Origin of the sequence: Streptosporangium amethystogenes subsp. fukuiense (genome assembly GCF_042665875.1) — a bacterium.
In the GTDB taxonomy this organism is placed as follows: Bacteria; Actinomycetota; Actinomycetes; order Streptosporangiales; family Streptosporangiaceae; genus Streptosporangium; species Streptosporangium fukuiense.
Window position 1 is genome coordinate 4543695 of the sequence record NZ_JBHTEE010000001.1, and the last position, 13562, is coordinate 4557256.

The 13562-nt window shown below is 70.8% G+C and carries 9 protein-coding genes; 4 read left to right on the forward strand and 5 right to left on the reverse strand.

Annotated elements, in window-relative coordinates:
* The first annotated feature begins 206 nt into the window (after nucleotides 1–206).
* The 3 genes from ACFQVD_RS19285 to ACFQVD_RS19295 all read left to right on the forward strand — a co-directional run bounded on the left by ACFQVD_RS19285 (nucleotide 207) and on the right by ACFQVD_RS19295 (nucleotide 3632).
* Entirely contained in the window at nucleotides 207–800 is a 594-nt protein-coding gene (locus tag ACFQVD_RS19285) for an RNA polymerase sigma factor (RefSeq protein WP_343964670.1), read from the forward strand.
* Nucleotides 793–1842, forward strand: coding sequence for a CU044_5270 family protein (locus tag ACFQVD_RS19290; RefSeq protein ID WP_343964385.1), 1050 nt, complete (start codon nucleotides 793–795; stop codon nucleotides 1840–1842). Before ACFQVD_RS19285 ends, ACFQVD_RS19290 begins: the two co-directional genes overlap by 8 nt.
* 104 nt (nucleotides 1843–1946) lie before the next feature.
* A complete protein-coding gene (locus tag ACFQVD_RS19295; RefSeq protein WP_343964383.1) occupies nucleotides 1947–3632 on the forward strand; it encodes a heparinase II/III family protein in 1686 nt (561 codons plus the stop codon).
* On the opposite strand, the gene purU is transcribed toward ACFQVD_RS19295, so the two are convergent.
* From purU to ACFQVD_RS19315, 4 genes are all read right to left on the reverse strand, one after another.
* Nucleotides 3608–4492: a formyltetrahydrofolate deformylase gene (gene purU / locus ACFQVD_RS19300; protein ID WP_343964381.1), complete on the reverse strand. Its 885-nt coding sequence runs from the start codon at nucleotides 4490–4492 to the stop codon at nucleotides 3608–3610. The two genes, ACFQVD_RS19295 and purU, sit on opposite strands and share 25 nt — an antisense overlap.
* Nucleotides 4489–6942 (reverse strand): GcvT family protein, encoded by a 2454-nt coding sequence (locus ACFQVD_RS19305; protein ID WP_343964379.1) that lies wholly within the window; start codon nucleotides 6940–6942, stop codon nucleotides 4489–4491. Before ACFQVD_RS19305 ends, purU begins: the two co-directional genes overlap by 4 nt.
* A 195-nt stretch (nucleotides 6943–7137) precedes the next feature.
* Entirely contained in the window at nucleotides 7138–8253 is a 1116-nt protein-coding gene (locus tag ACFQVD_RS19310) for an ABC transporter ATP-binding protein (RefSeq protein WP_343964377.1), read from the reverse strand.
* On the reverse strand, nucleotides 8253–9272 hold the full coding sequence (locus ACFQVD_RS19315; protein ID WP_343964375.1) for an ABC transporter ATP-binding protein: 1020 nt from the start codon (nucleotides 9270–9272) through the stop codon (nucleotides 8253–8255). Before ACFQVD_RS19315 ends, ACFQVD_RS19310 begins: the two co-directional genes overlap by 1 nt.
* Nucleotides 9273–9480: 208 nt before the next feature.
* On the opposite strand from ACFQVD_RS19315, the gene ACFQVD_RS19320 reads away from it, so the two are divergent.
* Nucleotides 9481–11601 (forward strand): acetate--CoA ligase family protein, encoded by a 2121-nt coding sequence (locus tag ACFQVD_RS19320; RefSeq protein WP_343964373.1) that lies wholly within the window; start codon nucleotides 9481–9483, stop codon nucleotides 11599–11601.
* 276 nt (nucleotides 11602–11877) lie between these two features.
* Here the strand turns inward: ACFQVD_RS19320 and ACFQVD_RS19325 are convergent, their stop codons facing one another.
* Complete coding sequence (locus tag ACFQVD_RS19325) at nucleotides 11878–13344, reverse strand: MFS transporter (protein WP_343964371.1); 1467 nt, start codon at nucleotides 13342–13344, stop codon at nucleotides 11878–11880.
* Nucleotides 13345–13562 lie beyond the last annotated feature (218 nt).

The following is a 13562-nucleotide window of genomic DNA, read 5'->3' on the forward strand; positions in this document are numbered from 1 at the left end:
CGTGGACACCGGAGAGAAGTCCGGAAAGGAGGCCCACGGCGGGCGCCGGGAGCGGACCGGCCGGGGACGTTCACCGGCACCGCGTTCCGGCGGCGCGCTAGGTGGGCTTCGCGACCGTGAAAGCGAATCGGCGGATCGGGCGATAGAGAGGGACCGCCGTTCGCGTTCGAAGGATTGCACATGACGGGAAGACCATCGTGACCGCGATGTCCTGGGCCGCCCATCCGGCGGAGGACGCCCACGTCGTCCGGCTCTCCCTCGCCGAGTCCGAGCGGTTCAGCGCGATCTTCGACACCTACTTCGGCGAGATCCATCGCTACGTCGCCCAGCGGCTCGGCGCCGACGCCGCGGAGGACATCGTCGCGGAGACGTTCCTCACCGCGTTCCGCAAGCGGGCGCAGTACGACCCGTCGCGGGCCGGCGTGCGGGCCTGGCTGTACGGCATCGCCACCAATCTCATCGGCAGGCACCGCCGCGTCGAGGTGCGAACGTTGCGCGCGCTCGGGCGCCACGGCCCCGACCCGGACACCCCGGGGCACGAGGAGCACGTCGCCGTGCGGGTCAGCGCGGAAAGCCTGCGGCCGAGTCTCGCGGCGGCCCTGGCCGGACTACACCAGCGAGATCGCGACGTCCTGCTCCTCGTCGCCCTGGCCGGGCTGAGCCACGAGGAGGTCGCCACCGCCCTGGGCATCCCGTACGGGACTGTCGGGTCACGGCTGAACCGGGCCAGGAGGAAGCTGCGCGCCACGCTGGGCGAGACCAACCCGATGCTGGAGTCCGAGGAGGCCGATCGTGGATGAGCTGAAGACGGTCCGCGAGCTGTACGGCGAGCCGCGGCTCGATCCGCTCCTCAAGGCCAGGGTACGCGGGTTGCTGACCGACGAGCCCAGGAGGCGACGGTGGCGGCTGTCATGGACCGCGGCCGTGGCCGGCCTCGCGGCCGCCGCCGTGACAGCGGCGGTGACCGTGGCGGTCGCGGTTCCCGGCATGACCGGGGAGGCGGGGGCGCCGAACCGGGTCGCGACGATCTCCGGGCGGTCGGTCCTGCTCGCGGCGGCGACCACCGCCGAGTCGGACCCCGCGGCGGCGAACGCCTACTGGCGCGTCAGGAAACTGCACCGGCGGACGTACCCGGAGCGGCTGGGCAGGGGGGCGAACCGTTACTGGGTGGTGGAGTCACGGCTCACCGAACAGTGGGTCGCCAGGGACGGCCGGGTCTGGTCCGCCTCCCGGGCGCTGGGGGCGCGCCCGGGAAGCGCGGCCGACGAGGAGGCCTGGCGTCGCGACGGCTCCCCCACCGAGTGGTCGAGCCAGGGAGAGGTGCTCTCCACCTCGCCGGAGAAGGGCGAGCTGCGGGCCATCACCGGCAAGGTGCCCTTCAGCATGGCCGGTCATGAGATGACCTTCGAGCAGCTCCAGAGGCTCCCGGTCGCCCCCGCCGCGCTGAAGGAGTGGGTCACCGAGGCGGTGAGCGACGTTCCGGCCGGCACCGTCGACGGTGTCGTCGCGGACGCGCTCAGCGGCCTGCTGTGGAGCAAGCCGTCGCCGCCGGACGTGCGCGCGGCCGCCTACCGTGCGCTGGCCGAGCTGCCGAACATCCGGTATCTGGGCAGCGCCACGGACGAGCGGGGCCGGGTGGGGGCCGGGTTCTCCTTCACCGTTCAGCCTCCCGGGGCGCGGAACGGCGCGGCCGTGCGGCGGACACTGATCATCGATCCGGACAGCTCCCGGGTGCTCTCCTCCACGGTCACCGGCCGGCCGGGGGTCAGGGGCGATGAGGTCGAGCTGGTCCTGGAGGCGGGCTGGACCGATGACCGGCCCGCCGTTCCCGAACTTCCCTAGCCCACCCGGGGGACCTGCCCCCGCACGCTGACGGCCCGTTCGCCCTCGCCGCCCCTTCGCGGGTGCGCGGGTGGGCCGCCCGAGACACTGTTTGGAGCAATCGCTTGTTTTGGCATGCCCGTAAGGCGCTCGACCTGATCAGGAATCGTCCCGAGGCGCCCTCGCTCGCGACGAGCGAAGGACCGGTCATCTGCCCCGCCGACCTGTTTCCCGCGATCAAGGTGTCCGAGGTCATGGCGGGCCTGGTCAGGCTCGTCGGCCTGCCCCCCGTCGACCTGGGCACCGACATCGACTGGCGGACCGACCCGCACCGGAACCGCTCCTGGACGCTGAACCTGCACGCGCTGCGGTGGGTGGGCGGGCTGATCGCCGAGTACGAGCGCTCCGGCGAGGCGGAGTACCTCGACCGCGCCACCCGGATCGCCGAGGACTGGGCGCGCGCCAATCCCCGCGGCGCGACCGGCATCAGTCCCTGGGCCTGGGCCGAGCACCCGGTCGCGCTACGCGCCCCGGTCCTGGTCTGCCTCAGCGCGCACGTGCGCGACGACTGGCTGTCGGAGAGCCTGGTCGAGCACGCCGAGATCCTGTCCGATCCCGCGCTCTACCGGCGGGGTCACAACCACGGCCTGGACCAGGACATCGCGCTGCTGACGGTCGGCTGCCGTCTCGGCCAGGAGCGGTGGAAGGACCTGGCCGTCCGGCGGATGACCGACTCGGCGGAACTCGCCATCGACGCGCAGGGCGTGCTGCACGAGCAGGCTCCGCGGTACGGGATATACGTCCACCGGCGGCTGGGCGTCGCGATCGAGGCGATCAGGGCGTCCGGGGCCGAGGTCCCCGCGGGGCTCGTCGCGCGGCGCGACTCGCTGGAGACCTACGTCAGCCACGCCACCCAGCCCGACGGCCGCCTGGTGCCGATCGGCGACAGCCCGGCCGACACGCGCCCGAGCGGTTTCCGGCACGGGGAGGACACCGTGCGGGTGTTCGACGACGGTTACGTCTTCGGCAGGACGGCATGGGACGACCCGAGGTCGGCCTTTTATTCGATCAGGTTCGGTGCCGGCCGCCGGCTGCACGGCCATGAGGACCATCTGGGCGTCACCTACCACGCCCACGGCCGGGACATCCTGGTGGAGGCGGGTTTCCACTCCTACCAGCGGACCGCCTACCGGAGGTGGACGATCTCCCCCGAGGCGCACAACGTGCCCGTCGTGGTGGGCGCGGACCTCCGCGAGGGGACGGCGACGCGCCTGGTGGGCTCGTCCGTCACCCAGGCGCGGCAGTGCTACCGGTTCACCGACACCGCGTACGGCGTCGGCCGTACGCGGTCGGTCCTGGTCGGCCACGGCGCCGACCTGATGGCCGTGCTGGACTCGGTCCCGGCGGGGTCGGCGCTGCGCAACCTGTGGCACTTCGCCCCCTCGCTCACGGTGGTCGCCAACCGTGACGGCCAGGTGGTCCTGGCCGACGGGGAGTGGTGGGTGACGCTGCTCCAACTCGCGACGCCCTCGGGCCGGCCGCTCGGCGGGCAGACCGTGCGGACCGAGACGATCGCCCTCGGCCACCTCAGGCAGGCCGAGGCGACGACGGTCCTGTCCCCGCCCGCCGAGTCGGTACTCACCCTGATCGTGCCCGGCACCGCCGACCCCGAGGTCACCCGGTCCGGCGGACGGCTGAGCGTCCGCACTCCCGGCGGCCACGTCTCCCTACGCTGGGACCCCGACCTGGGTTTCGCCGACCGGGCCCCGGCGCACTCCGGCGACGGTCAGGTGAAGACGACCGTACGGTGACCGTTGAGCAGCACCCGCTGCTGCACATGCCACTGGACGGCCCTGGCCAGGGTGCGGCACTCGGTCTCCCTGCCCAGCGCGACCAGGTCCTCCACCGACGCCGAGTGGTCGACCCGGGCGACGTCCTGCTCGATGATCGGGCCCTCGTCGAGGTCCGAGGTCACGTAGTGCGCGGTCGCGCCGACCAGCTTGACACCGCGCTCGTGCGCCTGGCCGTAGGGGTTGGCCCCCTTGAAACTCGGCAGGAACGAGTGGTGGATGTTGATCGCCCTCCCGTCCAGTTCCTTGCACAGGTCCTCGGAGAGGATCTGCATGTACCGGGCCAGCACCACCAGGTCGACCTGGTTCTCCTCGACCAGTTCGAGCAGCCGCTGCTCGGCGGCGGGCTTGGTCTCCTTGGTGACCGGCACGTGGTGGAACGGGATCCCGTGCCATTCGGCGAGCGGCGCGAGGTCGGGGTGGTTCGACACGATGGCCGGAATCTCGACCGGCAACTGCCCGGACCGCCAGCGGTACAGCAGGTCGTTGAGGCAGTGGTCGAACTTGGAGACCATGAGCAGCAGCCGCGGCTTGACGCCGAGGTCGTGGATTCTGTAGTGCATCTGGAACCGTTCGGCCACCGGGCCGAACTCGTTCTCCAGCTCCGCGACCGACGGCGTGGCCGGACCGGTCCGCAGGTGGACCCGCATGAAGAACAGTCCCGAGTCCGGGTCGCCGAACTGCTGGCTCTCCGCGATGTCGCAGTCGCGCCGGAAGAAGAAGTCGATGACGGCGTGCACGATGCCGGGCCGGTCGGTGCACGACAGCGTGATGACGATGGACTTCTTGCCGCTTTCCATGTGCGTCTCTTCCTGGCTCATGCCTTCAGCCTCGAACCGGTCGGGTCGAACGGGGCGCGCAGGCTCACGCTCGCCTCGAGGATGTCCCCGGCCACGTCCAGCTGGTAGGTCCCCGCGTTGATGTACTCGGCGTCGACGAGGTCGTGCTCGCGCTCGATGTACGCCAGCCCGACACCCTTGCCCAGCGTCGGCCCGAAGGCCGCCGAGCTGACGAACCCGGCCGGCTCGCCGTTGCGGAGGATGAGCTCGCCTCCCCACAGCGCCGTTCCGGCGTCGTCGACGGTCACCGACACCATGCGGCTGGTGACGCCGTGCTGCTTCTGCTTCTCGACGGCCTCACGTCCGCGGAACGCGATGTCGGTGTTGAGCTTGCACGCGAACGACATGCCGGCCTCGACCGGCGTCCGGTCGGGCGTGAGCTCACGGCCCCAGGCCCGGTAGCCCTTCTCGATGCGCATCGCGTCGATCGCGTAGTGGCCGATCGGCAGGAGGCCCAGGTCCGCACCGGCGTCGGTGAGGTGTTCGTAGGCGGTCACCGTGTACTCGGTGGGGATGTAGAGCTCCCAGCCCAGCTCACCGACGTAGCTGACCCGGGTGGCACGGCAGGGCACCGGCCCCAGCTCGATCTCCTGGCTGGTGTAGAAGGGGAACCGCTCGCTCGACAGGTCCGCCTTGGTGAGCCGGTTGAGCAGTTCGCGAGACTTCGGTCCCATGATTCCGAGCACCGCGTACGACGAGGTCACGTCGACGACCTGGGTCCGGCAGCCCGCGGGCAGGTTCACGGTGATGAAGTGGTGGTCACGGGTGGTCTGCGCCGAGCCGGTCACCAGTAGGTACTCGTCACGGGCGAGCCTGGTGATCGTCACGTCGGACTCGTAGCCGCCGCGGTCGTTGAGGATGCCGGTGTAGACGGTGGTGCCCGGCTTGACCGCCATGTTGGCGGTGCACAGGTACTGGAGCGTCTCCTCGGCGTCGGGCCCCTTGATGAGGAACTTCGAGAACGCCGTCTGGTCGAGCAGGGCCACCCCGTTGCGGGTCCCCTCGACCTCCGCGTTGACCTGCGGGCGCCAGTTCTGGTGACCGAAGGAGTACTCCACCTCCTTGGACACCCCCTCGGGGGCGAACCAGTTCGGCCGCTCCCAGCCCATCCTGCTGCCCATGACCGCGCCCGCGGCCTCCAGCAGGTGGTGGACGGGGGAACGGCGCAGCGGCCGGCCGGTCTCCAGTTCGCGGTTGGGCCAGGGGATCGCGTAGTGCAGGCCCAGCGTCTCCTTGGTCCGCTCCCGCAGCCAGGTCTCGTTGCCGTTGAACTTCGCGAAGCGCCGTACGTCGACCGGCCAGAGGTCGCGGGTGCACTCGCCTTCGATGATCCACTCGGCCAGGGCCAGGCCCGCGCCGCCCGCCGAGGCGATTCCGGTGGAGTTGAACCCGGCCAGCACGTACATGTTGGGGATCTCGGGGGTCTGCCCCATGATGAAGTTGTTGTCGGGGGTGAAGCTCTCCGGCCCGTTGTAGAACTTCTTGATCCCGGTGGTCTCCAGCGCGGGGACGCGGATGATCGCGTTCTCCATCAGGACGGCGAACTGTTCCCAGTCCTCGTCGAGCAACTGGAAGACGAACGGGTCGGGGATGTCGTGCGGGCCGACCCACGGCTTGGCGTCGGGTTCGAACCCGCCCATCACCAGGCCGCCGACCTCTTCCTTGAAGTAGATGTAGCCGTCCTGGTCGCGCATCACCGGCAGATCGCTGGTGATGCCCTCCATCCATTCGGTGACCACGTAGAAGTGCTCGACCGAGTGCAGCGGGACGGTCGTCCCGGCCATCGCCCCGACCTGCGCCGCCCACTGGCCGGCGCAGTTGACGAGGATCTCGCACTCGATCGTGCCGGCCTCGGTGCGCACCCCGGTGACCCGGCCGTCGACCACGTCGATCCCGATGACCTTGGTGTTCTCCAGCACCTTCGCGCCCCGGTTGCGGGCGCCGCGGGCGAGGGCCTGCGTCATGTCGGTGGGGTTGGCCTTGCCGTCCCCGGGCAGCCAGACCGCGCCGACCAGGTCGTCGGTCCGCATCATGGGCCACTTCTCGCCGGCCTCGGCGGGGCTGATCACGTGCGCCTCGACGCCGAACGCCTGCGCGGTCGCCGCGGTCCGCTTCAGCGAGGTCATCCGTTCGGGCGAGCGGGCGACCGAGAGGCTGCCCGACTGCTTCCAGCCGGTGCCGAGCCCGGTCTCCTCCTCCAGCGTCGCGTAGAGCTCGGTGGAGTACTTGATCAGCTTGGTCATCTCGTTCGTCGCGCGCAGCTGGCCCACCAGTCCGGCGGCGTGCCACGTGGTGCCACACGACAGGCTGCCCTGCTCAAGCAGGACGACATCGGTCAGACCCAGTTTGGCCAGGTGAAAGGCGACACTTGTCCCGACGATGCCGCCACCGATGATGACGACCCTGCTGCGTGCTGGCTGTTGTGCGTTCATGACTTCCCATGGTGGTGGCGGTTCACTGAGTGAATCTGCGGTTCATTCAACGGGTCGACAGCGGCACTGTCAACGGGGCGGCGGTTAACTTCTTGTATCCGGGGAGGGCCGCCGGCGGCGGCCCCGGGGCACGCCGACACCCCGACCGGGAGAGGCTCACCGATCGGAAGCGCGGACGTGTTCGGGAACGGAGACTCAGGCGATGATCGTCGCGGCCTGCTCCCGCTCCAGCGGGAAGTGGCAGGCCGACCAGTGCTCGTCGTCGGCCTTGAGGGTCAGGGCCGGCGCCTGCCGGACGCAGGCGCGAGGGACCTTGCGCCCGCCGTCCAGCTCGTGGACCTCGCCGGCGGGGAGCTTCTGGGCGAGCAGTTCGGCGTGGAAGCAGCGCTGGTGGAAGGTGCATCCCGAGGGAGGGTTCGCCGGGTTCGGCGGGTCACCGGGCAGCTGGATGCGCTCGCGGGAACGCTCCACATCGGGGTCGGGCACCGGCGCCGCCGACAGCAGTGAGGCGGTGTACGGGTGGTGCGGCGAGGTGTAGATGTCGTCCTTGGCGGCGATCTCCACGATCCGCCCCAGGTACATCACCATGACCCGGTCGCTCACGTGCCGTACGACGGAGAGGTCGTGCGAGATGAGGATGTAGCTGAGGCCGTACTCCTGACGCAGGTCCTGCAGGAGTTTGAGGACCTGCGCCTGGATCGAGACGTCCAGCGCCGACACCGGTTCGTCGAGGAGCAGCACCTGGGGGGTGACCGAGAGCGCGCGGGCGATGCCGATGCGCTGGCGCTGACCGCCGGAGAACTGGTGCGGGAACAGCTTGGCCTGGGCACGCTGGAGACCCATCCGCTCCAGCATCCCGTGCACCGTGTCGAGCTTCTCCTGCTTGGACATGCCGGAGTTGGTGAGCGGTTCGGCGACGCTGGCCGCCACCCGCTGGCGCGGGTCCAACGACGCGTACGGATCCTGGAAGACCACCTGGACCCGCTGGTGGAACTCGCGGAGTCTGCGCCCCGCCAGCTTGGTGACGTCCTCGCCGTCCAGGAGCACCCGGCCGCCGGTGGGCTCGATCAGCCGCAGGATCATCCGGCTCAGCGTCGTCTTGCCACACCCGGACTCGCCGACGAGGCCGAGCGTCTCGCCGCGGGCGAGGTCGAAGGAGACCTCGTCCACCGCCCTGACCATGTTGGACGAGCCGCCGAACCGCTTCTTCTTCCCGAAGTGCTTGGAGAGCCTCTCCACCCGGAGAACGGCGTCGGGTCCGGCGACGAAGGGACCCGGGCTGTCCGCGGGCTCCGCGATCTCAGCGGCCATCACACACTCACATCCTGCAGTGCCATCTCCTCGGCGCGATGGCAGGCGGTCAACTGGCTGGTCGGGGTCAGCGCGCGCAGGCGCGGGATGTCGGTGGCGCAGAGCTCGCGGTCGTCGCGGCGGTGACAGCGCGGATGGAAGCTGCAGCCGGTGGGGACGGCCAGCAGGTTCGGGGGCTGGCCGGGGATCGGGTCGAGCTCCGCGACGTGGGCGTCGGGCCGGGGGCTGGACCGGAGCAGCGCCTCGGTGTACGGATGGACCGTGTTCTTGAGCACCTGACGGACACTGCCGTGCTCGACGACGCGGCCCCCGTACATCACCGCGACCTCCTCGGCGTAGCGCGCGACGACGCCGAGGTCGTGTGTGATGATCACGAGCGACATGCCGAGCTCCCGGCGGAGCCCGTCCAGCAACTCCATGATCTGGGCCTGGACCGTGACGTCGAGCGCCGTGGTCGGCTCGTCGGCGACGAGCACCTGGGGCCGGAGCGCGACCCCCATCGCGATCATCACTCGCTGGCGCATTCCCCCGGAGAGCTGGTGCGGATAGTAGTCGACGCGCTCGCGGGGGTTCGGGATGCCGACCAGCCCGAGGGTCTCGATCGCCCGCCGCCTGGCCTCGGCCCGGGAGGTCTTCTCGTGGTGGCGCACCACGTCGCCGATCTGCTGCCCGATGGTGAAGGAGGGATTGAGACCGGCCAGGGCGTCCTGGAAGATCATCCCGATCGACTTGCCGCGCAACTGGCTCAACCGGCTCTTACCCTCAAGGGTGTACTCCTGGCCGAGGTAGCTCACCGTCCCGGACTCGATCGACCCGCCGGGGGGCAGTAGCCCAAGTACGGATAGAAATGTCATGCTTTTTCCGGATCCAGACTCGCCGACCACCGCGAGAGTGCGACCACGGAAGCACTGCAAGGAGACGTCGTTGACGGGATGGACGACGCCTCTCAAGGTTTCGATCCGGGTACGCAGGTTCCGGATATCAAGAACGATGTCGCCTTGGCCATCGTTGACTGTCATGGCGTCTCCTGAGGCGGTTTGGCCCTTGCTACACTAAGCAAGTGGTTCAGTAGGTAAACCACTGGATCAAATTCGTCCCCTTATGTTACTGATACCAGGGGCAGAGTCGTCGGCTTGTGGTGAGAATCACTCGAATCTCCCGATCCGCCCTCCAGGGATGTTCTCTCGCAAGCCAACGTCCGTCTCCGTGACCGGATGGTGACAAACCGTGCCTGATTCGGGCTTCCGCAACCTTCAACCGCTCCTGCGCCCGCGTTCCATCGCGGTGGTGGGCGCCTCACCACGACTCAACCGGGGCACCCGGGTCCTCGAGAACCTGCGCAGGTTCGGTTTCGAGGGCGCCCTGCACGTCGTCAACCCGAAGTACGCCGACGTGCTCGGCGTTCCGTGCGTACCCTCCGTGCGCGAGCTTCCCGACGGCGTCGACCTCATCGTCGTCGCGGTGGGCGCCGACTCCGCGCTGGCGGCCGTCAGGGACGCCGGCGAGCGCGGCATCCGCGCGGCGGTGCTGATCGGCAGCGGTTTCGGCGAGGGAAGTGTCGGCTCCGAGCGCGCCGCGGAACTGCGCCGCCTGCTTGACAAGTACGACATGGTGGCCTGCGGCCCCAACTGCTACGGAACCGCGGACCTGGCGAGCGGCGCGGCGGCGTACTCCGGGCGGATCGTCGATCCGCTGCCCCTGGGCAACGTCGCACTGATCCTGCAGTCCGGCGCGCTCTCGCACGCCGTCACCGACTCCGCGATGGGCCGGGGGCTCGCCGCCTCCGCGCTCATCACCACCGGCAACGAGGTGTCGGCGACGGTCTCGGACTACGTGGCCTGGTACGCCGAGGACGAGTCGACCGAGGTGATCGGCGTCTTCCTCGAAGGGCTCCGGGACGCTCCGAAGTTCGCCGCGGCCTGCCGCCTGGCCCGCGAGAGGGGTAAGGCGGTCGTCGTCGTCTCCAGCGGCCGGTCCGACCTCGGCCGCCAGGCCGCCATGGCCCACACCGGCGCCATCTCCGGCGGCGCCGCGGCGCTCGACGGCCTGCTCGCCTCGGTCGGGGCCATCCGCGTCTCCGACCTCGACGAGTTCCGCGAGACGGTGCTGCTCTTCTCGCACCTGCGTCGCGGAAGTTCGGCGGCCACCGGCGTCGGCGTGCTGTCGATCTCCGGAGGCGCGAGCGGTTTGATGGCCGACGCCGCGGAGGCCTCCGGCCTCTCACTGCCCGCGTTCGAACCCGCCGCCGTCGACCTGCTGACCGAACTGCTGCCCGGCTTCGCCGCGGTCAACAACCCGCTCGACGTCACCGGCTCCGCCGTCGAGGACCCGACGCTCCTGCTCCGTTCCCTGCGGCTGGTCGCCGACCAGCCGCAGATCGGCGCGGTCGTGTTCGCGATGAACGTCGGTCTCTCCGGCCCCGGCCAGGAGGCGCTCTACCGCAGGCAGGCGGAGATCCTGGCCGAGGTCGCCCGCGACGTCGAGACCCCGGTGGTGCTGCTGACCATGACCGCGGGGCCGCTCGACCCGGTCATCCACGCCACGCTGTCGGCGGCCGGTGTGCCGGTCGTGATGGGGCTGCGCCCCGGCGTGCACGCGCTCACCTCGTGGCTCGACTGGCCGAGGTTCACCCTCGCCGCGCGGCCCGAGGTCGAGAGGCTCGGCGGCTGGCCCTCGCCGCACGCCGTCGCCTCCGGCGCCGACGCGATGGAGGCGCTGGTGTCCGCCGGCGTCCCGGTCGCGCCCTTCGGCGTCGCGGCGGGCGTCGACGAGGTCGCGGCCCTGGTCGAGCGCGTCGGCACACCCGTGGTGCTCAAGGTCGAGTCCCCCGACATCGCGCACAAGACGGAGGCGGGAGGCGTCGTCCTCGGCGTCACCACCCCCGAAGAGGCCAAGGCCGCCGCCGAGGCGATGCTCGCCTCTGTCGAGAGCCACCTGCCCGGGGCACGGATCACCGGGATCCTCGTGCAGCGGATGGTGGGCGGCCAGAAGCTGGAGTGCCTGATGGGGGTCGTCGACGACCCGCAGGTCGGGCTCGTGCTCTCCATCGCCCCCGGCGGGATCCTCGCCGAGCTCATGGGCCAGGCGGCGTCCCGCCCGGTGCCCGTCACCGCGCGGGACGTCGAGGAACTCCTCGACGCGAGCGTGCTCGGCAGGCTGCTCGCGGGCTACCGGGGCGGCCCGGCCTACGACCGTGCCGCGCTGGTCCAGGCGGCGGTGAGCTTCTCCGAGATGGCGGCCTCGCTGCCCGGTCTGGCCGCCGCCGAGGTGAACCCGCTGCTGGTGCTGCCCGAGGGAGAGGGAGTCGCCGCGGTCGACTGCCTGCTCATCAACGACCAGGCGAGCTGACCGGCACTCCGGCCGCATCGGAGCGTGTCGGATCGCCGGGATCGACCACCGGGCCGGGAAGCGACGGCGGAACGGCTCAGTGCCGAACAGGGCGAGGCAGAAGGGGGCTCCGCCGGTCGGACGACCGGCGGAGCCCCCTTCTGACATCTCCCGCCGTCTGCGGGAGGACGAGCGGATCCACATCGCCGACCGGGTGCGGGAGATCGCGCGCGGGCCGGGCCGCGCGCCCTCGGCCATCGGCCGGGAGATTCGCCGCGACCGGAGCCGCGGACGCTGTCAGCCGGCGGGACGCAGGTCGGCGGCGTCCGGGTCGGGGACGGGCTGGGAGGCGGCGGCGACCCGGGCACGCGGGCCGGGAAGCCTGAGGGCGGCCAGGACGGCCGTCAGCATGACGGCGCCCAGGACGTAGACGGCGGCGCGCATTCCCTCGGCGGAGGCGGCGCGCAGGGCCTGTCCGGACAGCCCTTCGATGTCGTGGTTGGCGACGGCCACCAGAACCGCCAGACCCGCGGCGGTTCCCACCTGCAGCGCGGTGGAGGCCACCCCGGAGGCCAGACCCTGTTCGCCCGCCGAGACGCCGGTGCCCGCGGCGATCCACATGGCCTCGTAGGTGATGCCCATGCCCAGGCCGATGACGACGATCCCGGCCAGGACGGTGAGGAAGGATCCGTCCGTGTGCATGCCGGGGGCCAGGAACGCGGCGCCCACGGCGTTGACGACGATGCCGGTGATCAGTGTGCTCCGGGTGCCGAAGCGGTGGACCAGTCGCTCGCTGAGGAGGTTTCCCGCCGTGATCGACAGGGTCGGGCCAAGGAACGCCAGCCCGGTCTCCAGGGCGCTGAAGCCGAGGACGTCCTGGAAGTACAGGGTCAGGAAGTACGGCACGGCCTGCATCGTCAGCCCGAAGACGAGGATGACCACGACCGCTCCGCTGAGCGCGCGGTTGCGGAACAGCCGCAGCGGCATCAGCGGCGTCCGGCCCCGGGCCTGGACGCGTAGGAACGTGGCCAGCAGAACCACCGCGAGAACGGTCGCGGCGATCACCTCGGCCCGTGCCCAGCCGACCTCGGAGCCGTGCGCGACCGCGAAGATCAACAGGGTGACGCCCGCGGTACCGGTCAGGGTTCCGAGCACGTCGACGCTTCCTCTGCTGACGCGGCCGTCGGGGGGCAACAGGGCGAAGGCGGCGGCGGCACCCGCGGCGGCCAGCGGGACGTTGACGTAGAACACGGCCTGCCAGCCCAGGGCCTGGGTGAGCACCCCGCCGGCCAGCGCGCCCGCCGTGAGCCCGCCGGCGCCGGCCATGGCCCAGACCGTCAGCGCACGGTTGCGCTCCCTGCCCTCGGCGAAGGCGGTGTTGACCAGGGCGAGCACCGCGGGGAACAGCACCGCGCCGGCGAGGCCCTGCAAGGCACGCGCGGTGAGCAGCACCGCCGGCGCCGTGGCCAGGCCGCCCAGCACGGAGGCCACGCCGTACAGCGCCATGCCGAGCACGAACATCCGCCGGCGTCCCACCAGGTCGGACAGCCGGCCGCCGAACAGCAGGAAGCCTCCATAGAGGACGACGTACGCGGTGACCACCCACTGCAGGGTGTGCGGCGTGAAGCCGACATCGGTCGCGATGTCGGGCAGGGCAACATAGATGATGGTGAAGTCGAGGCTGATGATCAGGTGCCCGAGCGCGAGCAGCGCGAGGCTCCATCCCGGCCGTCGGCCGCGGGCCGGGGACTGAGCTGTGGACATGGGTGTGCCTTTCGTCCGTATGTGGTTCGGTGGCCTGTCATGGCTGCACCGGAACCGGCGGACATTTGTTGGCACACCCCTTGAGGGCACTGGGGTGGGCGGCGCCCGGGCTCGGTCCGTCAGGTCCGGTCATCGCCCCTCCCCTCCCTGCGTGTTCCGCGCTGTCCTCGGCACGACTATGCCGCTCGCCGCGGTCCGCGGCATCGGACGCCCGGTCG

What these genes read in the sequence shown, in the direction of transcription:
- ACFQVD_RS19305 (WP_343964379.1), bottom strand. Translation starts at nt 6,942, where the DNA reads ATGAACGCACAACAGCCAGCACGCAGCAGGGTCGTCATCATCGGTGGC.
- ACFQVD_RS19310 (WP_343964377.1), bottom strand. Translation starts at nt 8,253, where the DNA reads ATGGCCGCTGAGATCGCGGAGCCCGCGGACAGCCCGGGTCCCTTCGTC.
- purU (WP_343964381.1), bottom strand. Translation starts at nt 4,492, where the DNA reads ATGAGCCAGGAAGAGACGCACATGGAAAGCGGCAAGAAGTCCATCGTC.
- ACFQVD_RS19315 (WP_343964375.1), bottom strand. Translation starts at nt 9,272, where the DNA reads ATGACAGTCAACGATGGCCAAGGCGACATCGTTCTTGATATCCGGAAC.
- ACFQVD_RS19285 (WP_343964670.1), top strand. Translation starts at nt 207, where the DNA reads ATGTCCTGGGCCGCCCATCCGGCGGAGGACGCCCACGTCGTCCGGCTC.
- ACFQVD_RS19325 (WP_343964371.1), bottom strand. Translation starts at nt 13,344, where the DNA reads ATGTCCACAGCTCAGTCCCCGGCCCGCGGCCGACGGCCGGGATGGAGC.